This window comes from Cellulosimicrobium cellulans, from assembly GCF_016907755.1.
Taxonomy (GTDB): Bacteria; Actinomycetota; Actinomycetes; order Actinomycetales; family Cellulomonadaceae; genus Cellulosimicrobium; species Cellulosimicrobium cellulans_D.
Window position 1 is genome coordinate 4,105,864 of the sequence record NZ_JAFBCN010000001.1, and the last position, 24,589, is coordinate 4,130,452.

The 24,589-nt window shown below is 73.4% G+C and carries 22 protein-coding genes; 5 read left to right on the forward strand and 17 right to left on the reverse strand.

Annotated elements, in window-relative coordinates; all coding sequences use genetic code 11:
• Positions 1–3: 3 nt before the first annotated feature.
• Positions 4–1,038: a TetR/AcrR family transcriptional regulator gene (locus JOE63_RS17755; protein WP_204542844.1), complete on the forward strand. Its 1,035-nt coding sequence runs from the start codon at positions 4–6 to the stop codon at positions 1,036–1,038.
• A 70-nt stretch (positions 1,039–1,108) separates the two neighbouring features.
• Here the strand turns inward: JOE63_RS17755 and JOE63_RS17760 are convergent, their stop codons facing one another.
• Positions 1,109–1,711: an NADPH-dependent F420 reductase gene (locus JOE63_RS17760; RefSeq protein ID WP_204542846.1), complete on the reverse strand. Its 603-nt coding sequence runs from the start codon at positions 1,709–1,711 to the stop codon at positions 1,109–1,111.
• A 119-nt stretch (positions 1,712–1,830) separates the two neighbouring features.
• Here JOE63_RS17760 and JOE63_RS17765 point away from each other — a divergent pair, with 119 nt between their 5' ends.
• Positions 1,831–2,316 carry a MarR family winged helix-turn-helix transcriptional regulator gene (locus tag JOE63_RS17765; protein WP_087469732.1) on the forward strand — a complete coding sequence of 162 codons (486 nt, stop codon included), beginning with the start codon at positions 1,831–1,833 and terminating at the stop codon, positions 2,314–2,316.
• A gap of 22 nt (positions 2,317–2,338) precedes the next feature.
• On the opposite strand, the gene JOE63_RS17770 is transcribed toward JOE63_RS17765, so the two are convergent.
• From JOE63_RS17770 to JOE63_RS17810, 9 genes are all read right to left on the reverse strand, one after another.
• Entirely contained in the window at positions 2,339–4,213 is a 1,875-nt protein-coding gene (locus tag JOE63_RS17770; RefSeq protein WP_087469733.1) for an ABC-F family ATP-binding cassette domain-containing protein, read from the reverse strand.
• Between the two features lie 94 nt (positions 4,214–4,307).
• Positions 4,308–5,279, reverse strand: a complete 972-nt coding sequence (locus JOE63_RS17775; RefSeq protein ID WP_239576744.1) for a carbohydrate ABC transporter permease — start codon at positions 5,277–5,279, stop codon at positions 4,308–4,310.
• Positions 5,269–6,156 carry a carbohydrate ABC transporter permease gene (locus tag JOE63_RS17780; protein WP_307840200.1) on the reverse strand — a complete coding sequence of 296 codons (888 nt, stop codon included), beginning with the start codon at positions 6,154–6,156 and terminating at the stop codon, positions 5,269–5,271. The genes JOE63_RS17775 and JOE63_RS17780 overlap by 11 nt, the downstream gene beginning before the upstream one ends.
• Positions 6,157–6,158: 2 nt before the next feature.
• Positions 6,159–7,493 carry an ABC transporter substrate-binding protein gene (locus tag JOE63_RS17785; RefSeq protein WP_204542848.1) on the reverse strand — a complete coding sequence of 445 codons (1,335 nt, stop codon included), beginning with the start codon at positions 7,491–7,493 and terminating at the stop codon, positions 6,159–6,161.
• Positions 7,494–7,545: 52 nt separating this feature from the next.
• A complete protein-coding gene (locus tag JOE63_RS17790) occupies positions 7,546–9,204 on the reverse strand; it encodes an FAD-dependent oxidoreductase (protein WP_204542850.1) in 1,659 nt (552 codons plus the stop codon).
• A 52-nt stretch (positions 9,205–9,256) separates the two neighbouring features.
• Positions 9,257–10,396, reverse strand: a complete 1,140-nt coding sequence (locus JOE63_RS17795; RefSeq protein WP_204542852.1) for a LacI family DNA-binding transcriptional regulator — start codon at positions 10,394–10,396, stop codon at positions 9,257–9,259.
• Positions 10,397–10,655: 259 nt separating this feature from the next.
• Positions 10,656–12,695, reverse strand: coding sequence for a DUF1349 domain-containing protein (locus JOE63_RS21745; protein ID WP_204542854.1), 2,040 nt, complete (start codon positions 12,693–12,695; stop codon positions 10,656–10,658).
• Positions 12,696–12,868: 173 nt separating this feature from the next.
• The gene (locus JOE63_RS17805) at positions 12,869–13,216 is read right to left on the reverse strand and encodes a transposase (RefSeq protein WP_157759463.1); all 348 of its coding nucleotides are present in this window, start codon (positions 13,214–13,216) and stop codon (positions 12,869–12,871) included.
• Positions 13,217–13,225: 9 nt separating this feature from the next.
• Positions 13,226–13,633 carry a transposase gene (locus JOE63_RS17810; protein WP_275582920.1) on the reverse strand — a complete coding sequence of 136 codons (408 nt, stop codon included), beginning with the start codon at positions 13,631–13,633 and terminating at the stop codon, positions 13,226–13,228.
• 112 nt (positions 13,634–13,745) lie between these two features.
• Here JOE63_RS17810 and JOE63_RS17815 point away from each other — a divergent pair, with 112 nt between their 5' ends.
• Complete coding sequence (locus JOE63_RS17815; RefSeq protein WP_239576746.1) at positions 13,746–15,182, forward strand: transposase; 1,437 nt, start codon at positions 13,746–13,748, stop codon at positions 15,180–15,182.
• A gap of 117 nt (positions 15,183–15,299) precedes the next feature.
• Positions 15,300–16,319, forward strand: a complete 1,020-nt coding sequence (locus tag JOE63_RS17820; RefSeq protein WP_087469741.1) for an acetylxylan esterase — start codon at positions 15,300–15,302, stop codon at positions 16,317–16,319.
• A gap of 166 nt (positions 16,320–16,485) precedes the next feature.
• Here the strand turns inward: JOE63_RS17820 and JOE63_RS17825 are convergent, their stop codons facing one another.
• The 6 genes from JOE63_RS17825 to JOE63_RS17850 all read right to left on the reverse strand — a co-directional run bounded on the left by JOE63_RS17825 (position 16,486) and on the right by JOE63_RS17850 (position 22,678).
• Complete coding sequence (locus JOE63_RS17825; RefSeq protein ID WP_307840201.1) at positions 16,486–17,046, reverse strand: hypothetical protein; 561 nt, start codon at positions 17,044–17,046, stop codon at positions 16,486–16,488.
• Between the two features lie 358 nt (positions 17,047–17,404).
• Positions 17,405–17,797 (reverse strand): hypothetical protein, encoded by a 393-nt coding sequence (locus JOE63_RS17830; protein ID WP_087469742.1) that lies wholly within the window; start codon positions 17,795–17,797, stop codon positions 17,405–17,407.
• Positions 17,798–17,858: 61 nt separating this feature from the next.
• Positions 17,859–18,809, reverse strand: a complete 951-nt coding sequence (locus JOE63_RS17835; protein WP_204542858.1) for a 4-(cytidine 5'-diphospho)-2-C-methyl-D-erythritol kinase — start codon at positions 18,807–18,809, stop codon at positions 17,859–17,861.
• Positions 18,806–19,744 carry a 16S rRNA (adenine(1518)-N(6)/adenine(1519)-N(6))-dimethyltransferase RsmA gene (gene rsmA, locus JOE63_RS17840; RefSeq protein WP_204542859.1) on the reverse strand — a complete coding sequence of 313 codons (939 nt, stop codon included), beginning with the start codon at positions 19,742–19,744 and terminating at the stop codon, positions 18,806–18,808. The genes JOE63_RS17835 and rsmA overlap by 4 nt, the downstream gene beginning before the upstream one ends.
• Before the next feature lie 125 nt (positions 19,745–19,869).
• Entirely contained in the window at positions 19,870–21,312 is a 1,443-nt protein-coding gene (locus JOE63_RS21515) for a transglycosylase family protein (protein WP_307840202.1), read from the reverse strand.
• 409 nt (positions 21,313–21,721) lie between these two features.
• Positions 21,722–22,678 carry a helix-turn-helix transcriptional regulator gene (locus JOE63_RS17850; RefSeq protein ID WP_087469745.1) on the reverse strand — a complete coding sequence of 319 codons (957 nt, stop codon included), beginning with the start codon at positions 22,676–22,678 and terminating at the stop codon, positions 21,722–21,724.
• A 144-nt stretch (positions 22,679–22,822) separates the two neighbouring features.
• Here JOE63_RS17850 and JOE63_RS17855 point away from each other — a divergent pair, with 144 nt between their 5' ends.
• Entirely contained in the window at positions 22,823–23,209 is a 387-nt protein-coding gene (locus JOE63_RS17855) for a VOC family protein (protein ID WP_239576748.1), read from the forward strand.
• Positions 23,210–23,249: 40 nt separating this feature from the next.
• On the opposite strand, the gene JOE63_RS17860 is transcribed toward JOE63_RS17855, so the two are convergent.
• On the reverse strand, positions 23,250–24,416 hold the full coding sequence (locus JOE63_RS17860; RefSeq protein ID WP_204542861.1) for a ubiquitin-like domain-containing protein: 1,167 nt from the start codon (positions 24,414–24,416) through the stop codon (positions 23,250–23,252).
• Positions 24,417–24,589 lie beyond the last annotated feature (173 nt).

Genomic DNA, 24,589 nt, shown 5'->3' on the forward strand with positions numbered 1-24,589 from the left:
GGCATGACGGACGCACCCGACCTCCCGCCCCGGCTCGCGCTCGCGTGGGGCGTCGCCGAACGTCCCGAGCGCACGCCGAAGCGCGAGCTGAGCATCGAGCGGATCGTCGAGGCCGCCATCGAGATCGCCGACGCCGACGGGCTGGCCGCCGTCTCCATGGCGAAGGTCGCGCAGAGCCTCGGCTTCACGACGATGTCGCTCTACCGGTACGTGACGAGCAAGGACGACCTGCTGCTCCTCATGCAGGAGGCCGCGCTCGACGTCGAGTACCCGCCCGCGCACGAGCCAGCGGACTGGCGCGCGGAGCTGCGCGAGTGGGCGCAGTTCACCATGGCGGTGTTCGCGTCCCACCCGTGGTTCCTCGACATCCCGGTGACCGGCGCGCCCCTCACGCCGAACAACCTGCGCGGGGCCGACAGCGCGCTGCGCGCCCTGCGCTCCACCCCGCTCGACGACGAGGAGAAGATGTCGGTCATCCTCCTCGTGAGCGGCTACGCGCGGAACGCCGCCCGCCTGCAGAGCGACCTGGCCCGCGCGGTCACCGCGGCCGGCGGCGACGAGACCGTCCTGGGCGGCGGCTGGGGCGGTGCGTTGCGCGACCTCGTCGACGAGGTGCGCTTCCCCTACCTGCGGCCGCTCGTGGAGGCGGGGACGTACGCGGAGGAGGGCGAGATCGACGACACCGCGTGGGGTCTCGAGCGCGTCCTCGACGGGATCGCGGTGTACGTCGACGCGCGGGCCGCCGGCGCCCCGGGCGCGGGACGGGACTCCTCCGCCCCGGACGGGACGTCCGACGCGGGCGGCCCTGCCCACGGCGCCGGGGCGGAGCCCGACCCGCGCGACGCCGTCGCACCGGTCGAGATGGCCGTGCACGTCAAGGACCCGAAGGTCAAGAAGGCCACGCTCAAGCGGCGCGACGCCGAGCGCCGGGTGCGGGAGGCGCAGAAGAAGGTGCGCGAGCTCGAGAAGGCGCTGCGCGAGGCGGAGAAGGCCGAGCGCGAGACCGCGCGGGCTGCCGTGGAGAAGGCACGCGGCTGACTCCCCGGCGGCACGACGGCGGCCGGTCACCCGAGGGTGGCCGGCCGCCGTCGTTCCTCCGGGAGACGCGTCACTCGGCGAGCGCGAAGCCCGTCGTCCAGGACGTCTTCTCGCCGGCGGCGAGGGTGAGCTGGAGGAAGCCGAGCGCCTCGAGCTCGTGCGCGCGCTTCAGCGAGCCCGCGTCGACCACGCGGACCCCGGACACGGCGCCGGCGAGCGCCGCCTTGGCCTCCGCGTCGTCGCCCGCGACGAGGACCGTCGTCGGGAGCGGGCCGACCTGCCCGGAGGCGAGCGTCGCGGCGAAGTTCGTGTTGAACGCCTTGAGCACGCGCGCGCCGGGGACGCGAGCCTGGAGCTGCGCCGCGGCCGACGAGCCGTCGGGCACGACGAGGGCGTCGAACGTCGCGAAGTCGAGCGGGTTGGTGATGTCGACGACGACCTTGCCGTCGAGGCGGTCGGCGTAGAGGTCGACGACCTCCGCGAGGGCCCCGTACGGGAGGGCGAGGACGACGACGTCGCCCTTGAGCTCGTCGCCGACGGTCCCGGCCGCGACCCGGGGGTCGAGGTCGGTCGCCTCGCGCGTGAGGACCTGCACCTCGCTGCCCGCGGCGAGCGCGAGGCCGGCGATCGCGGTGCCCATGTTGCCTGCGCCGATGATGGTGATGCTGCTCATGGTGGCTTCCCTTCGTGCGCCGGCCGCACGGTCGGCAATTGGTTGTTGCTACAACCCAGACGATACGGCGCTAAACTTGTAGCGTCAACTATTACGATGGTCACACCGGAGGAGGCCCGATGACGACAGAACCCCGCTGGCTCGACGACCAGCAGCTCGACGCGTGGAAGCGGCTCGTGGCAGTGGTCGAGCTGCTCCCGGGCGTCCTGGACTCCCAGCTCCGGCGCGACGCCGACCTCAGCCACTTCGAGTACTACGTGCTCGCCATGCTCTCCGAGGCCCGCGACCGCACCCTGCGCATGACCGACCTCGCGGGCGCCACCAACGCGACGCTCCCCCGCCTCTCCCACGTCGTGGCCCGGCTCGAGAAGCGCGGCCTCGTCGAGCGCGTCCCGTGCCCCGAGGACCGGCGCGCCACCAACGCGCACCTCACCGACGCCGGGTGGGACAAGGTCGTCGCGACGGCCCCCGGCCACGTCGCCACCGTCCGGGACCACGTGATCGACGTGCTCACCCCCGAGCAGGTCGGCCAGCTCGACGAGATCGCGGGCGCGATCCTCGAGCGCGTGGACCCCGACGACCGGATGGGCTTCCTGCGGCGCTGAAACGCCTCACCGCGCGGGCTCGTCAGCCGGCGACCTCGGCCGCCTCGAGCCACGCCGCCTCCAGCTCGTCCTTCTCCGCCGCGAGCGTGCGCAGCTCGGCGTCGAGCCCCGCGACCGCCGTGAAGTCCGTCGCGTTCGCGGCGATCTTGTCGTGGAGCCGGCCCTCCAGCTCGGCGATCTTCGACAGCCGCCGCTCGATGCGGTTGATCTCCTTCTTCGCGGCCCGGACCTCGGCAGCGCTCGGACCGGCCGGGGCGACCGCGTCCGGCGTGCCCTCCGCACCACGGTCGACCCCGGCTGCCGCCGCGGGTGCGTAGCCGCTCGACGACGACCCGGCCCCCGCGAGCGCCGCGCGCCGCAGCTCGAGGTACTGCTCGACGCCGCCCGGCAGGTCGCGCACCTGGCCGTCCCCGAGCAGCGCGACCTGGCGGTCCGCGACGCGCTCCAGCAGGTAGCGGTCGTGCGAGACGACGATGAGCGTCCCCGGCCAGCCGTCGAGCAGGTCCTCGAGCGCGGCGAGCGTGTCGGTGTCGAGGTCGTTCGTCGGCTCGTCGAGCAGGAGCACGTTGGGCTCGGCGACGAGCAGGCGCAGGAGCTGGAGGCGGCGCCGCTCGCCGCCCGAGAGGTCGCGCACGAGGGTCTGCGACCGCTCGCGCGTGAACCCGAGCCGCTCGACGAGCTGCGAGGCCGTGAGCTCCTTGCCGTCGACGACGACCGAACGCTTCTCGTCCTCGATCACCTGGATGACGCGCGACCCGGCGATGTCGTCGAGCTCGCCGACGTCCTGGGACAGCTCGGCGACGTGCACGGTCTTGCCGCGCTTGACGCGGCCTGCGTCGGGCTCGCGGCGCCCGGCGAGCAGGGCGAGCAGCGTCGTCTTCCCGGCGCCGTTGACCCCGACGACGCCGTACCGGTCGCCCGGCCCGAGGCGCCACGTGACGTCGTCGAGCAGCACGCGCCGGGCCCCGTCCGCACCGGCCGCGCCGCGCACGGGGACGGCGACCGTCACGTCCTCGAGGTCGAGCACGTCCTTGCCGAGCCGCTTGGTCGCGGTGCGTGTGAGCTCGAGCGTGTCGCGCGGGGGCGGGACGTCGGCGATGAGCGCCGCGGCGGCGTCGAGGCGGAACTTGGGCTTGGACGTGCGCGCGGGTGCCCCGCGGCGCAGCCACGCGAGCTCCTTGCGCAGCAGGTTGTCGCGCTTCTCCGCGGCGACGGCCGCGGTCCGCTGGCGCTCGGCGCGCGCGAGCACGTAGGCGGCGTACCCGCCCTCGTACCCCTCGACCGCGCCGGAGCCGTCGCCGCGCACCTCCCACATGCGCGAGCAGACGGCGTCGAGGAACCAGCGGTCGTGCGTCACCACGACGAGCGCACCCTTCGCGCCCGGGCGCGCGAACCGGTCGCCCAGGTGCGCGGCGAGCCACGCGACGCCCTCGACGTCGAGGTGGTTGGTCGGCTCGTCGAGGAACAGGACGTCGTGGTCGGCGACCAGGAGTGCGGCCAGCGCCACACGGCGCCGCTGCCCGCCCGACAGCGTGTCCGCGGGGGCGTCGAGGTCGAGGTCGGCCAGCAGGCCGGCGTGCACGGTGCGGATGCTCGCGTCCGACGCCCACGCGTGCGTCGCGGCGTCGCCGTGCACGAGGTCGCGGATCGTCGCGCCGGTGCCGACGTCGTCGCGCTGGTCGAGCAGGCCGACCCGCAGCCCGCCCACCCGGGTGACCCGGCCGCCGTCGGGCTGCTGCGTGCCCGCGAGCAGCCGCAGGAGCGTCGACTTGCCGGCCCCGTTGGGGCCGACGATGCCGACGCGGTCGCCGTCGTCGAGACCGAGCGAGACGTCGTCGAGCAGGGTGCGGGTACCGACGGTCAGCGAGATGCCGTCGGCGCCGAGAAGATGAGCCACGCCGTCGAGCCTAGGCCGCACCCCGTGAGTGCAGGAAATGGTCGCGGATCCGCGAGGAGCTCGCGGCTGTCTCCTGCACTCACGGGAGGGGCGGTCAGCCCTTGAGGCCCGAGTGGGCGAGGCCCTGGACGAACTGCTTCTGCGCGACGAGGAACACCGCGAGGACCGGCAGCACCGTGAGCGTCGTCGCGGCGAGCTGCACGTTCCACATCGGGCCCCCGTAGGCGTCGACGTACTGCGTGAGCGCCTGCGGCAGCGTGAACCGGTCCTTGCTGGACAGGTACACGATCGGCTCGAGGTAGAGGTTCCACGACTTGAGGAACGTGAAGATCGCGACGGCCGAGATCGCCGAGCGCGACAGCGGGAACGCGATGCGCCAGAAGATCCCCCAGCGCCCGAGGCCGTCCATGCGCCCCGCCTCCTCGAGCTCGCCCGGCAGGCCGAGGAAGAACTGCCGCATGATGAACGTCGCGAGGACGCTCGGCGCCCCGAGGATCGGGATGATCACGAGCGGCCAGTGCGTGTCGATGAGCCCGAGCGAGTTGACCATCCGGAACAGCGGGACGATCGTCACCTCGGACGGCACGAGCAGGCCGACGAGCACGAGCAGGAACAGCGCGTTCGCCCCCGGGAACCGGATGCGCGCGAACGCGTACCCGGCCATCGAGGACACGAGGATGGTCCCGACGGTCACCAGCGCCGCGACGTAGAGGCTGTTCCAGTACTGCTGCGCGAACGGCTGCAGCCGGAACACCTCCCCGTACGCCGCGAACGACGGGTCCTGCGGCCACAGCGTCGGCACGGCCCGCAGGATCTCGCTCATGGGCTTGAGGCTCGACGTCGCCATCCACCACGTGGGGAACACGAACGGGACGCTCAGCACGACGAGCAGCGCCACGAGCGCCCAGCGACCCCAGCGACGCCGCGAGCGCGCGGCCCGGTCCCGGCGGGCGGGTGCGTGCCGCGGCCCGTCGGTGCCGTCGCCCGGGCCCGACGGCGCGGGCCGAGCCGGTACGCCGTCCGCGCCCGGGAGCGTGGCCGGGCCGGGCATCACGTCAGACTTCATGGAAGACCCACCTCTTGCGCGTCTGCCACTGCACGAGTGTCAGGACGAGGACGATGACGAACAGCAGGACGGAGATCGCGCTCGCGTAGCCGAAGTCGTTGAACCGGAACGCCTGCTGGTACAGGTAGTAGACGAGCACGGTCGTCGAGCTCCCCGGACCGCCGCCCGTCAGCACGGCGATCTGCGCGAAGACCTCGAGCGAGCCGACGATCGTGAGGATCGACACGAGCAGGAGGGTCGGGCTGATGAGCGGGAGCGTGATCGAGCGGAAACGTCGCCACGCCCCCGCGCCGTCGATGCGCGCGGCCTCCTGGATCTCCTCCGGCACCCCCTGCAGCGCCGCGAGGAACAGGATCATGTTGAGGCCGACGTTCTTGAAGACCTGGACGACGATCACCGAGATCATGGCCGTCGTCTCGCCGCGCAGCCAGTTCGGGCCCTCGATGCCGAGCAGCGACAGGAACCCGTTGATCCCGCCGTCGGCCTGGAGCAGGAAGCTCCACACGATCGTCCAGGCGACGAGCGACACCACGACCGGCGAGAAGAAGAACGTGCGGAACGTCGTCGTGCCCGGGAGCTTCTGGTTGAGCAGCACCGCGAGCAGCAGGGCGAGCGAGATGTTGAGGACCACGAGGCCGACCGAGAACCACAGGCTCGCGAGCAGCGAGTCGTGCAGACCGGGGTCGGAGAGCATGCGCTCGTAGTTGTCGGCACCCGCGAACGTGAACGTGTTCGCGAGGACGTTCCACTCGTGCAGGGAGTACCAGACTACGGCGACCAGCGGCGCGACGACGAACGCGAGCGCGCCGAGCACGGCGGGCGCGACCATGGTGTACCCCACGGCCGCGTCCCGTCGTGCGAGTGCGGAGGAGGCCACGCTCAGTCCCCGAGCAAGGGCTGGATCGCCGCGCAGGTGTCGGCGAGGACGCCCTCGACGTCGGCGTCCGCGGTCCACAGCGCGTCGAGCTGGGCGCGCACCGTGTCCTGGAGCTTCGCGAAGTTCTGGTGCGACGGCTTGGTCACCGCGCCCTGGATGCCGTCCACGACGACCGCCTGGAGCTGGTCCTCGCTGAGCTTCGGGTTGGCCGCGCCGAGCGTCTCCGCGTTCAGGAGCGACTCGCGCGGCGGCGGGAAGTAGGCCGCGAGCGTCTCGGCGTTCTCCGGGTTGGTGAACCACGCGAGGAAGTCGGCTGCGACGTCCGGGTGCTCGCCCGCGGCGAAGACGCCGATGCCGGCCTGGCCGATGACGTTCTGCTGGCCCGCCGGTCCTGCGGGCAGCGGCACCACGTCCCACGCGAACGAGTCGTCGAGCGACGACGCGCGGCTGATCTGCGTGATCGTCATGGCGGAGTCACCGGCGAAGAAGTCGGCCGTCGTGCCCGGGCCGGGCATCGCCTTGTCCACGAACGTCGCGTCGTGGACCCACGTGAGCGCGTCGACCATCTCCGGGTCGGTGAACGTGCACTGCGTGCCGTCCTCGCTCCACGGCGCCGCGTCCCAGCCGTCCCAGATCGTCGACAGGTTCTCCCACACCTTGAAGTCGAAGTCGCGCACCACGAGGCCCTGCTTGCCCGACGTCGCGGCGGCAGCGGCCGAGATGTCGCGGGCCTGGTCGTAGGTCCAGTCGCCCGACGCGACGAGGTCGGCCGGGTTCGGCTGGCCCGCGGCGGCGACCTGGTCGGTGTTGACGAACATCGCGAACGGCGAGTTGGAGAACGGATAGGCGTAGAGCCCGCCGTCCTTCTCCCACAGCGCGAGCGAGGAGTCGAGGAGGTCGTCGAACTCGTACCCCTCGGTCTCCTGGAGCTTGGGGGCGACGTCCACGAGCGCGCCGCTCGCGACGAACTCTGGCGCGTAGCTCTCGAGGATCCACGCGAGGTCGGGGGCGTTGCCGCCCGCGAGCTGCGTGGTGAGCGACGTCGTGTAGTCCTCGAACGGGATCGTCTCGAACGTCACGCCCGAGACGAGGTCGGGGTTCTCCGCGACGTACGCGTCGGCGATCTCCTGGAACTGGGCGAGCTGCGTCTCGTCCGCCGTCCAGACGGTCATGCGGAGCTCGACGGGCTCGCTCGGTGTGCTGGGTTCGCCGGCGACGTCGTCGCCGCCGCCGGAGCACGCGGTGAGGACGAGTGCGAGCGCGACGCCGCCTGCGGCCAGGGGTGCGCTCACGAGGCGCCGCCGGGTCGGGTTCCGGCGCGGGGTCAGGGGGGTCATCAGTTCTCCTTCGGACTGAGGGTGGCCGTGTCGGTGCGGGCGGGGGCCCGCGTCAGTAGGGGTGTGCCTCGGCGGGCCAGCGCAGCTCGACGCCGGCCCGGACGAGCTCGTCCTGGTAGTCGGCGAGCAGGTCGGCCTTGGACTGGACGGCGTGCGGCGTGCGCCCCGTCGCGAGGCAGTGGGCCGCGAGGTGGCCGGCGGCCTCGCCGATGTTCCACTCGACCGGGTGCAGGCGGTAGCAGCCGTTGGTGATGTGCGTCGTGCCGATGTTCTTGTTGGCCGCGATCAGGTTGGTCACGCGCTGCGGGAGGAGCGCGCCGAGCGGGATCTCGAACGGGTTCGACGCGACGTCGATGTACGTGTCGCCGCCCGTCGAGGGATGCAGGTCGATCCGGTACATACCGAGCCCGACGGAGTCGTCGTAGCGTGTCGCGCCCCGGTCCCCGCGCACGGCGTACGAGACGTCGTTCTCCGTCACCGTCGTCACCGCGCGCAGGCGGCGCGACTCGCGGTGGTAGGCCGCCTGGGCGAGACCGTCGGCCGAGCCCATGACGTCGGGCCGCAGCCGCAGGCCCGGGAAGCCGGTCCCGCCGTCGGGGCGGGGAGCCTCCGTCTGCATCCAGTAGAGCATCGAGAGGCTGAGCTGGCGGGCGTCCGCGATCCGCGCCTCCTCGACGTCGCGCGGCACGTCGAGCACCGGCGCGAGGAAGTAGTCGATGCTCGGCCAGTTCACGAGGCACAGGTCGCTCGTGTAGTGGCCGGGCGCGAACAGGTCGCGCGCGGCGATGCGCCGGAACGTCCACAGGTTGCCGTCGCCGGGGTTCTTCGACTGGTCGGCGTCGACCGCGCGCGCGTCGTCGCCCGGGTTCGGCGTGAACGACCGCACGTCCATCGCGAGCGTGCGCGGGTTGGGTGCCTCCCACGAGAGCATCCGTCGCCCGTTCCAGGGGCCCGGGGTGTAGGTGCTCCAGAAGTCGTACCGCTCCGGGCGGTCGATCGTGTGGTCCCCGTCCACGTGCTCGACGGCGAAGCACACGCTGAGCGCCTGCACGTTGTCCGGCTGCGCCTCGTCCGGCGCGCTCGGCTCGCCGGTCTCGCGGTTCGACTCGAACCCGGTGACGTACTCCGTGCCCGTCAGGGGCAGGAGCTCACCGGTCTCCGTCGCGTCCACGACGAACGCGGCGTGGACGGTGACGCGCTCGCCGACCGTGCTGGCAGCGCTGTCGCCGCTCTCGACGCTCCCCGTGACCCGCTCGAGCGTCACCGAGGTGACGCGGTCGCCGTCGGTCGTGGCCGCCGTCGGGCGCACGCGCTCGAGCAGGCGGATCCGACCCGCGGACCGCCACGGCGCGAGCATCTCCTCGAGCACCCCGACCGCGACGCGCGGCTCGTGGCACAGCTTGGAGACCCAGCCGGCGCCGGGGTTGAGGGCGTCCCACGTGCGCGCGGCGTCGGTGAGCGGGTACGACCGGCGGTACACGTCCCGGATGCCGTCGCGCAGGGCGCGGTAGCGCGCGGTGACGCCGAACCGCTCGACCCACGCGCTCTCGTCCGGCGGTACCGCCTGCGACGTGAGCTGCCCGCCGATCCACGGGTGCTCCTCGGTGAGGACGACGCGGGCGCCCCGCTCGGCCGCCGCGAGCGCCGCGGCGACGCCGCCGAGCCCGGCACCGACGACGAGGACGTCTGCCTGGAGGTCTGGATGGGTCACGCTGGGTTTCCGTTTCTCTGGTGCTCTGGTGCTCTGAGGTCTGGACGGGGGGTCAGGCGCCCGGGGCGGGCACGCTGCGGGACGGGTGGTCCGGGCGGGTGCGGGCGTCGCTCGGCGCGGCGGACGACGGCCGGGCGACCGTCTCGCCGTCCACCTCGACGCACTCGAGGAGCTGGTGCAGCTCGTCCTCCGGCACCCGCGCGGCGCGCGCCGACCGGCGGTCGGACCGCGCCGGACCGGACTCGGCGGCGACGAGGCGCGAGAGCAGGACGAGGGCGCGCGCGCCCATCTCCTCGCGCGGGATCGAGAAGCCGGACCACCGGCGCCCGCCCGGGCGTCCGTGGTGGGGCTGGCCCAGGAGGAGGAACGACACGTCGTCGGGTACCCGGACGCCGCGCCCCTCGAGCTCGTCGACCAGCTCCTCGGGGTAGTTCTCCGGCGCGACGACGACCGCCGTGAGCCGCTGGTCGACGATCTCTGCGGCCGTCGCGGGGACGCCGTCCAGCTCGACGAACCGCACCGTCAGCCCGTGCGCCTTCATCGTCGCGCGGTAGGCGTCCACGCGGTCGAGCGTCGGCTGGTCGGTGCCGCGCGGCCCCACGTACCCGATGCGCTCGTGCCCGAGCTCCACGAGTCGCTCCACCTGGCGCGCGGTCGCGGCGACGTAGTCGGCCCCCACGTAGGGCAGGCGCCCGCCGTCGCTGCCGCGCTTGCCGATGAAGACGAACGGGTAGTTCGTGTCGAGCAGGTGCTGGAGCTCCCCACGGTCCTCGTGCTGGCCGAGCAGCAGGCAGCCGTCGGCGATCCCGAGTCGCTGCCACCCGTCGCGCGTGAGCTGGCGGCGCCCGTCGACGACGCGCGCGCTCGTGAAGAGCAGGATGTCGATGCCCAGCTTCTCGGCCGCGTGCTCGATCCCGACGAGGAAGGGGCCGTAGAAGTCACGACCCGCGCGCGGGAACGTCGCCTCGTAGGTGAAGACGCCGAGGATCTGGTTGTGCCCGCCCGCGAGGCGCTGGGCCACGGGGTTCGCCGAGTAGCCGGTGATCCGGATCGCGTCGAGGACGCGCTGCCGAGTCTCCTCGCTGATCCGCACGCCGGCGGGCGTGCTGTCGTTCAGCACGAACGAGACCGTCGCCTGGCTGACGCCGGCCATGGCGGCGACGTCGGCCTGGGTGATGCGGTGCCTCGGCATGGATCCTCCTCGATCACGTCGTCGATGACGTGCCAGGAGTCTCGCCAGCGCGACGCCCGTGGGTCAACGCGGTAATACGCATTATTACGTCGAGAGCGGTGAGACTCGGGCCCTCGGTGAGCCACCGGTGATCCGCATAATCGCCCGGTGCGCGACCGCGCTCGGGTCTCGGGCAGACCCGCCGGGAGAGGCACGACGGGCCCAGGGACGCACTCCGAGGTGCGTCCCTGGGCCCGCTGTTCGGCGCTCGCCGGCGGGGCTACCCGCAGGTCAGCGCGTCGTAGGGCACCGAGGTCGAGCCGTGGGCGACGCCGTCGGCGTCGACGGCCTCGACCGTCGCCGCCCCGGCCGCGACCGACGTCGCGCGCGTGGCGAACGACTGGTAGGCGCTGCGGCCGGGCACGACGTCGGCGACGGTGCGCTCGCCCGCCGGGGTCGCGAGCCGGATCGAGACCGGCGCCGTGCCGTCGTTGCGCGCCGTCACCGCCACGTACGCGCGGCCCGCGAGGCACCGCGACACCGCCTGCGCCTCGACGGCGGGCTCGTCGTCGTCGCACGCTGCCGCCTCGTCGGCGGTCGGGGTCCACCGGAACCAGTCGAACGACGCGACGATCTCCGGCGGCGTCGCGGACCCGCGCATCGCGAACGGCCCGACGCCCGTCGCGCCGAGCGCGGCGACGTCCACCGTGCGGCCCCAGGGAGCGAACTCGACCCCGTCGACCGACACCGACGCCTGCACGGCGCTCCCGTCGCTCGCGAGACGCAGCCAGAACGTGTCGCCGAGGCCGGCCGGCGGGACCACCGAGTCGAACCCGGTGTTGCGGTCGGTGCCGTTCTGGCGCCAGATGAACTCGACCCGCGGCCCGAGCGAGCCGTGCACGAGGTCGAGCTTCGCGTAGTTCGCGTCGTCGCGGTACAGCAGCAGGCCGCCCTGCTGGAAGCGTTCGGCCGGGGAGACGGAGACCGCGGTCGTGACCTCCCACGACCCGTCCGGGACCGCCTGGAGCGGCAGCGACGCCCCCGCGACACCGGTGGCGTACGTCGGGACGCGGAGCGCGCCGTCCACGAGCTCGTGCCGGGCCGTGTCCCCCCGGACGACGGACCACAGCGCCGGGTCGAGGGCGGCGCCGTCGAACTCGTCGGAGGCCGCACCGCTGCACTGCTCGCGCAACGGGTCGGTGTCCTCGCCGGGCTCGGGCGGCCGGACGGCGTCGGGGTCGCGCTGCGCCCACGCGATCGTCGCGCCCAGGCGGTCCCCGGACTCGTAGAACAGGTAGGTCTCGTCACCGTCGGTCACGATCTCCGGCGCGGCCACCCGGCCGGTGTCGTCCCCGACCCCGGTGGCCCGGTGCAGCTCCCACCTCGGCCCGACCTGGGTCATCGTCGGGTCGAGCGTGCGGGCGAAGGTGATGCCCGTGGAGCCGTGGTAGATCACGTAGAGCTGGCCGTCCCACTCCCACAGGTTGCCGCCGGACACGTTCGTCCCGGTCGCGGCGTCGGGCACGACGAGCGGGTCGGGGCGCACGACCCAGGCCTTGCCGTCGACCGACTCGGCCACCTTGATGCGCCGGATGTTGTCGGTCCGGTTCTGCATGTACGTCATCGCGAAGCGGTACCCGGACGCCGGGTCCGGGTGCTCGACGACGCGCGCGTACGACGTCTCGGTGGTCCCCGCACCGCCGTCGGCGTTGGTCACGGCGACCCCGGAGTCGTCGAACGCGACGCCGTCGGGCGACGTCGCCCAGCGGGTCGTGGAGTTCTCGCCGTGGAAGTAGAGGAGCACCTGGCCTGCCGCGTCGTCCCACAGCACGTCGGGCGACGAGACGTGCGAGACGCGCTCGTAGAAGGGCAACCACTCGTTCGCGACGATCGGGTTGTGGGCGTACTCCGTCCACGGGCCCTCGAGCGAGTCGGCATACATCAGCGAGATGCCGCCCGGGGAGTCGTGCGGGGCGTAGTACAGGTACCACTCCCCCAGCGGGTCGTCGAGGTAGGCGCCCGCGTGGAAGACGCTCGGGAAGATGAACTCGTCCGTCGGGTTGTAGGTCATCGACTCCTTGTCGGTGATCACGCCGCGGTACTCGAACACGGGGAGGTCGGACGCGGACGGCCCGTCGTCCGGGTTGGTGCGCGCCACCGCGGGGGCCGTGGCGGGCGCGCTCGCGCCGAACGTCGTGGGCGCTCCGGTCTGAGCGCCGGCGGGGGCGACCGCACCGGCCGTCAGCATCGCCGTCAGGGCGGCGACCGTCGTCGCGACGACGCCGGGTCTGCGGCGCGGTGCTGCTGCTCGGGTTCTCACAGGGGGACCTCCATCGGTTCCTCACCGGCGGCCTCGTCGCCGACCGGGCGCCGCGCGCGCGGCGGCGGCTGGTGGCAGTCTCGCCGCAACGACCCCGCAGGGGTCAAAGGGATGATGCGCATTATTAGTGCGGCCATGGGCCCGCGACGACGGCGCTAAAGCCTGTCGAAGAACTACCTGGGTTCGAGGCGGCGTAGCAGGAGCCTGATCTGGGAGAGCATCACGAATGCTTCGTGAGCGCCGAGGGTGCTCTCATACTGCCGGACGAGTCGTCGGTGGCGGTTGATCCATCCGTTGGTGCGTTCGACGACCCATCGGCGTGGTTGGACGACGAAGGCGTCGGCGGGCTTGGGGCCCGACACGATCTCCAGCTCGATCCCGGCGCTGGCGGCGGCCTGGGCGGGCGCCTGGCCGATGTAGCCCTTGTCGGCCCACACCCGGCGCACGGTGCGGCATCGGTTGCGCGTGAGCAGCTGCGCGAACGCGGCCCTGTCCTGGACATTGGCGGCGGTGGCGTGCACGGCCAGGAGTCATCCGGCCGTGTCGACGAGGATGTGCCGCTTGATGCCGTCGATCTTCTTGGCTCCGTCGAAGCCGCGCGGCCCGGGCACGGGCGTGCTCTTGACCGAGGATGAGTCCACGACGGCCGCCGTTGGCGCCTTGTCGCGGCCGGCGTGAACGCGGTCCTCGGCGCGCAGGCCGGCGAGCATCTGCTCCCACAGCCTCGTGTTCGTCCACTTGGTGAAGTGCTTGTGCGTCGCGGACCAGGTCACGGTGAAGTCGTGCGGGAGCGAGCGCCACGGGATGCCGGTGGTCACGATGAACAGCAGTGCGTTCACGTACTCGCGCCATCGATGCTCGCAGCACGGTCGCCCACCGCGGTCGCCGCGGACCGGCATGACGAGGTGCCGGATGCGCCACCATGCGGCTTCGGTCAGGTCGGACGGGTATCGGCGGCGCGGGCCGGCTGGACAGTCACACGGACGCGATCGTGCAGGTCGGCGCTGACATCCCGGGTCGTGTCAGTGCTGGTCGGTAGCGTGCTCGGCGATGGCTCGGCACACGACGTTCCAGCTGGTGGCTGACCCCACCGTGGAGCAGGCACGCGCCCTGGCCCGTCATGAGGGGGCCGCCCGGTTCGCGTTCAACCAGGGCCTGCGACTGCACCTGAACGCCCGCCACGTTGCCAAGAGCACCGTCGACGTCGACGCCGTGCCGGTGCCGTGGACCGGGTTCGACCTGATCAACGCGTTCAACGCGTGGAAGCGCAGCGAGGCCGCCGGCCGCCGGTTCGTCGTCGACGCCGCTGGGCAGACGGACGTCGAGGTGACCGGCCTAGCATGGCGGGCCGAGGTCTGCGCGCAGGTCTTCGAGGAAGCCGTCGTCGACCTCGGCAAAGCCCTCAAGGCGTGGACCGACTCCCGGCGCGGCAAACGTGCCGGCAGGCCGGTCGGGCACCCACGGTTCAAGAAGAAGAACCACGAACGCGGTTCGTTCCGCATGCGCAACAAGGTCTCCACGACCAAGGCCGGCCAGCGGGCCACGATCCGTCTCGGCGAGGCTGGACCCCGCTCGGTCACGCTGCCCGGCATCGGCGCGATCAAGGTCCACGACGACACCCGCCGACTGCGCCGCATGCTCGCCAGCGGGCGTGCGCGGATCCTGTTCGCCACCATCTCGCGCCGTGGCGGCCGGTGGTGGATCAGCCTGAACGTCGAGGCAGCCGACCTGCACCCCGCCGCCCGCCATGTCGAGCGCATCGACGCCGACCACGGCGGCTGGGCCGGGGTTGACCGCGGACTGCACGCACCCGTCGTCGTCGCCCTGACCGACGGCACCCAGACCCTGCGGATCACAGCGGCACCCAAGGCGCTACGGGCAGCGCAACCGGTCACCCGCCGGTTGCAGAAGTCCGTGTCCCGCAAGGTCAAGGGCTCGGCGAACAGGCGGGCCGCCGTCGCACGCCTGGCCCGTCATCACGAACGGGTCCGTGCCCGCCGTCACCACTTCCTGCACCAGGTCTCCAACCTGCTGGTCCAGACCCACGACCGGCTCGTCCTCGAAGACCTGAACATCACCGGCATGCTCACCAACCACCGGCTCGCCGCAGCCATCTCGGACGCGGCCTGGGGTGAGCTCGCCCGCCAGATCACCTACAAGCAAACCTGGCACGGCGGGCAAATCCTGACCGCTGACCGGTGGTTCCCGTCCTCGAAGACCTGCTCCAACTGCGAGGACGTCACCACAACGCTCACCCTCGCAGACCGTGTCTTCGTCTGCGAGAACTGCGGGCTCACGATCGACCGCGACCTGAACGCCGCGGTCAACCTCGCCACCTGGGGCGAACAGCACTTCTCCCAGGTCCTGGACCCCGAAGCGCGAGGCCAGGTCACCAACGCCCACCGACGGGACGGCTCTGGCCGACGCACGCGCGCCGACGAAACCAGCCCGGACGACGTGGGAACCCGCACCGCCACCGCGGCATAGGGACGTCCGAGAAGGACGCTGCCGAACGCCCCAGAGGTTGTTCGACAGGCTTTAGAGTCGTCACGGCCCGACATCGATGCCCGACGTCAGACCTTTGCGCCCCCCGGAGGATCCCCCGTGCCGCTCTTCGACCTGCCCCTCGCCGAGCTGGAGGCCTACGCCCCCGCGCTCGACGAGCCCGCCGACCTCGACGCGTTCTGGGCGACGACGCTCACAGACTCCCGTGCGGCGGGCGGTGACCTCGCCGAGACCGTCCGCCTCGACCGCGTCGACGCCGGCCTGGAGACGGTCGTGGTCGACGACGTCACGTTCCCGGGCTTCGGCGGCCAGCCCGTCCGGGCCTGGCTCGTGCGGCCCGCGGCGGCCGCTCGCGCGGCTGCCGCCGGGGACGCCGCGCCGCTCCCGGCCGTCGTCGAGTACCTCGGGTACGGGGGCGGTCGCGGCCTGCCGCACGAGCACCTGCTGTGGGCGAGCGCGGGGTACGCGCACCTCGTCGTCGACACGCGCGGTCAGGGCAGCGGCTGGGGCACCGGGGGCGACACGCCCGACCCGGTCGGGTCCGGCCCGGCCGTCCCGGGGTTCCTCACGCGCGGCATCCTCGACCCGCACGAGCACTACTACCGTCGCGTGATCACCGACGCGGTGCGCGCGGTCGACGCCGTCCGGACCATCGCGGGGATCGACCCCGCGCAGGTCGCCGTCACCGGGGTGAGCCAGGGCGGCGGCCTGACGATCGCCGTCGCCGGTCTGAGCGACGGTCTCGTCGCCGCGATGCCCGACGTCCCGTTCCTCACGCACTACCGCCGCGCCGTCGAGATCACCGACAGGGCGCCCTACTCCGAGATCACGCGCTACCTCGCCGTCCACCGCGAGCACGAGGAGGCCGTCTTCCGCACGCTCTCCTACCTCGACGGCGCGAGCCTCGCCCGCCGCGCGACCGCCCCCGGCTTGTTCTCGGTCGCCCTCATGGACCCGGTCTGCCCGCCCTCGACGGTGTACGCGGCGTACAACGGCTGGGCCGCGGACGCGGGCGCCGGGGACGTCGCGCGCGCGATCGACGTCTACCGCTTCAACGAGCACGAGGGCGGTCAGGCCTACCGCTTCGCCCGCCAGCTCGCCTGGCTCCGCGAGAGCTAGTGAGAGTTTTGGCAGGGGAGAACGCCCAAGATCACCTCGTGGGGATCGGCGGTTCGTTGCACGCGCGCAACACGGGTGCCTAAGATTGAGCCAGCTCGCCGCACTAGCGGCGGGAAGTGAGCCCGAGACCCTTCCGGACGGTTGTGGCGCTCGGGTTTCGCGCTGTCTAGAGCCGGACGACGTCGGCGACCAGCGGTTCGGCGCGACGACGCACATCACCACCACGAGCCCACGCCCACGCGATCGCGTCCGGGATCGCCAGCAGCGGCTCGGCGGCCGCGGTCGCGTGGGCGTAGGTCAACGAGTCCCGGCACCCACGCCGGCCCGTCTCGCGATACAGCAGACGCCGGTCGCGCTCTTCCTCTCCCTGCTCACTCTCAAGCATCAACCGAGCGCAGCCCGCCGTGGCGATGTCCTCGACGAGCCTCTCGAGGCATGCTCCGCGCCGCTCGATGTTCGTGCGGTACCCCACCCCGGCCTGGTAGATCGTGACCCGCGCGCCCAGCGTGCCGAGCGTCGACAAGATCGTGTGCTGACGCGCCGGGGACTCCTTGACCATGTGCAGCCGGCGCTGGCCTGGCTTCTGCAGCCCACGCACCATCTTGCGCGCGAGCGCGAGCTCGCCGGGGATGATCACCGCGGCGACGAGCAGGTAGTCCTGCTTCTTGCTCTCGTCGACGAACACGTGACCGCCTCGCAGGGAGCGGTCCGACACGCTGGTTGGCACGACGCAAGGGTACGGACGCCGAGCCACACCGCGGGCGAGCGCGAGCTCAGCGACTGAGACTTCTCGCGAAGCTCGGCCTCGTTGACGTTCTCGACCCCGTACTTGCGCAGGACCCGCGCGAAGGCTCGGGCCCTGGCCTCAGGCGTCGACTCCCGTGCAGCCGCCCTGTTCGCCTCGGCCTCAGCCTTCTTCAGCTGCTGCTCCGTGTGCTTCTGCAGGTCGGCTTGGCCATTGCTGTCGAACGTGAAGCTCGCCGTGGTGCACCACCTTCGACCGTGGAGTCGTCATCCTCGGCACGTCACGCTCTGCCTGCTCTTGGGTGGCCGACGAAGGAGACCGATGGCTGACGAGACCCGTCCTAGGTCACGAGGCCCGGGGTCGCGGTCCGCAGCCGGCGGAGCGCGACGGCCTGGCTGCCGGCGAACAGGCCGACGTCGGCGGCGACCGCCAGGACCGCGAGCAGCACGAGGGCGCCGGCCGTCGTCGCCGAGAAGGCGGCGACGGCAGCGGCGGCGACGACGTTCGCGACCATGACCGTGCGGAGGGCGACGCGCAGCCGCAGCCGCGCCGTCATCCAGGCGACGACCGCCGCCCAGAGCACCACCGCGACCCCGATCCCCGCGACGACCGGCACCGGCACCCCCAGCGCGGGCGCCCACGACGGCGCGAGGGCGGCGACCACGGCGCCGAGCACCAGGCAGTACGCGGCGTCGAGCCGCAGGCTGAGCAGTCCGAGCCGGTCTCCTGACATGACGGCGACCCTACGCGCAGGCCCTGTCGGGCGCGTGGCGAGCCACACACCCGGCTGGCGGTCAGTGCGCGACGACGCGGGCCCCCGACGCGGGGGCGGTGGTGCACCAGACGGTGTCGCACGCGTCGTTCGCCGTCCACGACGCGGCGATCGCGAGCGCGTGCTGTCGGCTGCGCGCGAGGGCGGCGACCGTCGGGCCGGAGCCGGAGACGATCGCGCCGAGCGCCCCGGCCTCGGTCGCGACGTCGATCGTCCGCTGGAGCTCGGGGCGCAGGGCGAGCGCGGGGCCCTGGAGGTCGTTGCGCAGCACCTGCCCGAGGCCGACCGCGTCCCCGGCGCGCAGCGCCTGCATGAGCGCGGTGTCCTCGGCGAGGTCGAGCTCGGCCGGGCCGCCGACGGTCTCGTCGAACGTGCGGTACACCTCCGGCGTGGAGAGGCCGTCGGCCTGGACGGCGAAGACCCAGTGGAACTCGCCGCGCGTCATCGCGGGCGTGAGCACGTCCCCCCGCCCCGTCCCGACGGCGGTGTGCCCCACGAGCCCGAACGCGACGTCGGCCCCGAGCCCCGCGGCGAGCCGGACGAGGTCGGCGCGGGGCACGCCGGCCTCCCAGAGCGCGTCGCACGCGACGAGCGTGGCAGCGGCGTCCGCGGACCCGCCCGCCATGCCGCCCGCGACGGGGACCTCCTTGTGGATCTCGAGCCGCACGTCGGGGTCGACGCCCACGTGCTCCGCGAGCGCGACGGCGGCCCGCCACGCGAGGTTCGTCTCGTCGGTCGGCACGACGTCGGCCTGGAGCCCGGTCACGCTGAGCGAGACGCCCGAGCCCGGCGGCACCTGGTGGGCGACGACGTCCTCGCTCAGCCCGACGGCCTGGAAGATCGTCACGAGCGGGTGATAGCCGTCGTCCTGCAGCGCCCCGACCCGCAGCGAGAGGTTGACCTTGCCGGGTGCGCGCACGCGGACGGACGGGGGTGGCGCGAGGGCGATGCTCGGCGGTCGCGGGGGTGTCACGCGTCCACTGTGCCAGGTCGTCCGGTGCGACGCTCCGCGGGTGCGGCACCACGGGCGGGGCGCTCGTCGAGGCCGCCGCGCAGGACGAGCTGTTCGGCGACGCGCGCGAAGGCTGCGACGTCCAGCACCTCGCCGCGCGCCTGCGGATCGACGTCGGCAGCCACGAGCACCTCGGCGGCCACGCTCGCGGAGCCGGCGAGGCCGGACAGCGCGGAGCGGAGCATCTTGCGCCGCTGCGCGAAGGCCGCGTCGACGACGGCGAACACCTGCTCGCGCGTGGCGGTCGTGGTCGGCGGCTCGCGGCGGTCGAGCGCGACGAGCGCGGAGTCGACGTTCGGCACCGGCCAGAACACGCTGCGGCCGATCGTCCCGGCGCGGCGGGCGTCGGCGTACCAGGCGGCCTTGACCGACGGGACGCCGTACGTCCGCGACCCGGGCGGGGCGGCTAGCCGGTCCGCGACCTCGGCCTGCACCATGACGAGCACGCGCTCGAGCGAGTCGAACCGTTCGAGGAACGTGAGCAGCACGGGCACCGCCACGTTGTACGGCAGGTTGGCGACGAGCGCCGTCGGGGGCTCCCCGGGCAGGGTCGTCACCTCCAGGGCGTCCGCGCCGACGACCTCGAGTCGGTCGCCGAGGTCGGGGACGTGCGCGGCGACCGTCGTGGGGAGCTGCTTCGCGAGGACCGGGTCGATCTCGACCGCGACGACGCTCGCGCCCGCCTCGAGCAGCCCCAGGGTGAGCGAGCCGAGCCCCGGCCCGACCTCCACGACGCGCTCCCCCGCGCGCACGTCCGCGGCCCGCACGATCTTGCGGACGGTGCCGCCGTCGTGCACGAAGTTCTGGCCGAGGGTCTTGGTGGGGCGGACGCCGAGGCGGCCCGCCAGGTCACGGATCTCGGCCGGACCCAGCAGGGCACCGCGGGTGTCGCTCATGACAGCCAAGCCTACCGACCGGGGCAGGCACGGGTCGGACGTCGCGGGGACGACGGAGGGCGGGGCGCCGTGCGCCCCGCCCTCCGCGGTGCGGCCGTCGGGCGGCCGCGGGTCCTGCTAGCGGGTCAGAGGAGACCCAGCTTGCGCGCGCACGCGGGCCACTGGCCCCAGCCCGAGCGGGCCTGGAGCGCCTGGGCGCGCTGCGTCTGCTCGGCGGCCGAGGCCTCCGACGGGAGGCCGGAGCCGCCCATCGCGCGCCACGTGGACGCCGAGAACTGGTAGAGGCCGTAGTAGCCGTTGCCCGTGTTCGTCGCGGGGTTGCCACCCGACTCGCACTGCGCGAGCGCACCCCAGACGCCGCCCGGGGCGGACCCGAGGTCGGCGGCCGGCGCGGACGAACCGCCGGACGACGACGGGGCCGACGAGCGCTGCTGCGTCGTGGGCTTCGGCTCGGGCTTGGGACGCTCCTTGGTGCCCTGCACGAGGATCTTGTTCACCGGGGGCGTGGTGACGCCCTCGGAGACGAGCTCGCGCGACTCCTCGACGCCGTCGACCGTCGTGACGCGGTGCACGGTCGTGTGGACGCCCTCGACGCCCTCCTGCTTGACGACCGGGTCGAGGTCCTTGAAGCGGTTCGCGTCCTCCTCGGTGACCGTCTCGAACGGCACGGCCGCCGCGGTCGGCACCTCCTCGACCTTCACGCGCTGCACGACGAGCGAGACCGGCGCGGCGTCGGCCGCAGCCTCGGCGTCCTCGGTCGCGGCGGCGTCGGCGTCCTCGGTCGCGGCGGCGTCGGCGGCAGGTGCCGCCTCGGCAGCGGCGTCCGCCTGGGCCGCGGCGATCTGGTCCGACTTCTCCACGTGGACGCGGTCGAGCTCGCCGAGCTGCACGCCCTGCTGGTCGAGGATCGCGTCGATGCCGATGCTGCCGTCGGGCGCGACCTTGGTCTCGCCGTCCACGACGACGTTCACGGGGCCGTCCGCGTCGAGGCGGATCGGGAGCGACACGCGCTCGCCGGAGCGCGACGCCACGAGGCGCACGTCGCTGCCGCGCGAGGCGAGGGTCGTCAGGGCCTCGTCCGCGTCGAGCGCGGTCAGCCAGACGGAGGACTGGGAGCCGTCCACCTGGACGGGCACCTCGCGCCCGTACCGCACGACGACGTCACCGCCGCCGCGCAGGGCGGAGTCGACGTCGGGCACGACGAGGTCGCGGTCGCCCACGGCGACGTCCTGCTCCGCGAGCAGGCCCTCCACGGACCCGGCGAAGGTCGTGACGGAGGTGATCTGGCCGTCGACGTCGAGCTGGACGGTCTTGCGCGCGCTGCCGTAGGCGACGGCGCCGGTCGCGAGCAGGACGACGGCGGTGGCGCCGGCCACGAGGGGCCAGCGGCGACGACGGCGGGCGGTGGTCGCGGGGCCCTGGGGGCTCTCCGCGAGGCCGTCGGTGGTCTCGAAGGGGGTCAGGGGGTCCTGCAGGTTCGTGTCGGCGCTCTCGGGGGCGCCGGCCGCGTCAGCGGTCCGGTGGAAGGGGTTCTTCACTCGGGTCCAGTCGTCGGGGGTCCCGGGCACGGAGGCTCGACGGCGCGTGCGCACCACCCGCGGCCCGTGGCGGACAGACGTCCTCCACGGCGGGCGCACACGTGCGTCCGCGGGTCTCGAGCGGCCGATCCGGCTGCCGGCGCCAACCCCGGCGCCCCTTCCCCAGGGCCCGACGACGGCGCACCGCCCGCGAGGTCCGGGCACGCCTCCCGTGGTCCGGAAGGACCCCGAGGCACGCCGTTCGCACGCGAGCGACGTTCGACCGTAACCGATCCGTTATCGAAGTCCAACCCTCGCGCCGCTAGACTGGGAGGTTCTGTCCGGTTTTCTGCGCGTATGTCGCGGGCCTCTCCACGCACTTCTCACCCCTGCGTCACCGCCCACGTCGCCCCGACGTCGCCCCGACGCGACGCTGGGGCGTCGCCCGCACCGTGCCGCGTCACGCGTGTCCGGCACGCACGGCCCGCGCCCCGACCCGTGCCAGCGATGCCGTCAGCTCGGGCGGTTCCAGCACCGTCAGGTCGACGTCGAGGCCCAGCAGGAAGCCCGCGAGCTGGGCGAGGGACGTCCCCCCGGTCTCCAGCACGCACGCGTCCGGGCCGTCGTCGACGAGCACCCCCGCCTCCGGCGCGAGCCGCTCCGCCACGACGCTCGCCGGCGCGTGCAGGCGCACGCGGGCGGGGTGCGCCCACGCGATCGACCCCACTCCGCGGACCACGTAGGCGACCGCGTCTCCGCCCGGCACGGGGCGAGGCGTGTAACGGGGCCCGCCCGGCGTGCGCAGGCGCAGCCGGTCGAGGCGGAAGGTCCGCCAGTCGTCGCGGCCCAGGTCGAACGCCAGGAGGTACCACCGCCGCCCCAGGTGCACGAGCCGGTACGGCTCGACCGCCCGGTCCGTCGTCGTCCCGTCGTGGGCCCGGTACTCGAGGCGCAGCCCGGTCCGCGCCGCGACCGCACCGGCGATCTCGGAGAGCACCCGCGCGTCGACCGGCGACCCCGCCACCGGCGCGCTCGCGACCGCGGCGCGCAGCGCGTCCGCCCGGGCGCGCAGCCGCGCGGGCAGCACGGTGTCGAGCTTGACGAGAGCGCGTCGCGCGGCGTCCTCGACCCCGGTGATCGACCCCGTGGCCGCGGCCCGCAGCGACACCGCGACGACGGCCGCCTCCTCGTCGTCGAGGAGCAGCGGGGGCAGCGCCGTCCCGGACCCGAGCCGGTAGCCGCCCGCGGTCCCCGGAGCCGACCGCACCTCGTACCCGAGGAGCCGCAGCCGCTCGACGTCGTTGCGGACCGTGCGGGTCGTGACGCCGAGCCGCTCCGCCAGGTCGGGGCCGGACCACGTGGGGCGCGACGGGAGGAGCGCGAGGAGGCGGAGGAGTCGCACGGAGGTGTCGAGCACGGATCCCATCCTGGCACCCCATGCGGAACCGCAGGTTCCGCATGGGGTCCTACTGTCGTGGTGTCGGTCCCGCCGGGGTCGACGACCGCGGTCCCCGGGCCGGATCCGGGGACGACGACGAGGGAGACGAGCATGCTGCGTGGGATGGCGACGCTGAACCTGTGGGCCGACGACCTGGAGGCCGCGGCCGCGTGGTACGCGGAGGTCCTCGGGACGGACCCCTACTACGTGGTCCCGGGCGGGTACGTGGAGTTCCGCGTCGGCGACCGCCAGGACGAGCTCGGCATCATCGCCCGGTCCTGGTCCCCGCGCCCGCAGCCGGAGACCCCCGGGGGCGCGATCGTGAACTGGCACGTCGACGACGTGCGCGACGCGTTCGCCCGGCTGCTCGCGCTCGGGGCGACCGAGTACGAGGGCGTCGTCGAGCGTGGTGAGGGCACCGGCTTCGTCACGGCGTCCGTGGTCGACCCGTTCGGCAACGTGCTCGGGATCATGCAGAACCCGCACTACCTGGAGATGCTCGAGGCCTAGCGCGCCGCGGCGCTCGCGGACCGCGGGCGCCGCGCCGGTCTCAGTACCAGCCCTTGGCGACCGAGTGCGACCACGCCGAGCACGGCGTGCCGTACCGGCCCTCGATGTAGCCGAGGCCCCACGTGATCTGCGTCGCCGGGTTGGTGCGCCAGTCGGCGCCCGCGCTCGACATCTTCGACCCCGGCAGCGCCTGCGGGATCCCGTACGCGCTCGAGCTCGGGTTGTCGGCGTCGACGCGCCAGTTGCTCTCCTTGGTCCACAGCTTGTCGAGGCACGTGAACTCGTCGTCGCCCCAGCCGCGCTGGGCCGCGAGCGACCGGCCGATCGCCCGGGCCGAGCCCGGGTCCACCGAGACGGAGATGTCCATCGTCCCGACCTTGATGACCTCGTTCCGCGGCTCCGTCGTGACGGTGCGCGTGAGGACCGTGCGCGACACCTCGGCGCCGCCGAGGGTCTGGACGGCGTACGTCGTGGTCGCCTCGCCCACGCGGCCGGACTGGACGACGACCCGGTGCCCCTTCGGCAGGTTCGGGTCCTCGACCTCCTCCGTGGCGAAGGGCAGCACCTCGGTGACGGTCGTCGCCGACGCTGCGGCCCGGCTCACGAGGACGAGCATGCCGTCCACCGCGGCGGCGTCGAGCGGCGCCGACGTCCCGTCGCCCTCGGCCAGCACGATGCCGGCCGTCGCGAGGACGCCGCGCACCGTGGGCTCCGCCGTCGTGATGGGCATGACCGCGCCGTCCACGGCGACGTGCACGGTCTTGAGGGTGGAGACCCGGATCGGGTCGCGGCCGAGCGCCTGGGTACGGGACACCTCGGTCACGGCCCCCTCGGCGCGCGGGCCGAGGTAGGTGAGGAGCTCTCCGACGGTGCGCGCCGTCGTCGAGATCGTCTGGACCTGGCCGTCGATCTCGATCGTCACGTCGTGGCTCGTCCGGACGACGATCGTGCCGCCGTCGTGCGCGGAGTCCGTCAGGCCCGGCTCGACGAGGTCCTCCGCGCCGACCGCGACGTCCTGGTAGTCGAGCACCTCGGCGACCGTGCGCCCGTACGCGGAGACGTCGTACAGCTCGCCGTCCACGTCGAGCGTGACGCTCTTCTGGAGCGAGGCGAACGCGCCCGTGACGACCACGAGGCTCGCGACGACGACGCCCCGGGCCGCCAGCCGTTGCAGGCGCCGGCGACCGGTTCCGTCAGGTGCGAGCACGCGCGCGGTCCCTTCTGGGAAGCGGCCCTCGGCGACCGCCGAGGGCGAGGTGGGGCACGTCGTCGGCGCACGGCGCGCGACGCACGGACCTGACCGTAGCCGAAACGTGACCCCGGACGAAACCTCCGGTTCGCCCCGGAACGGGCGGCGACGCGCGGCGACGGGTCTGCCTC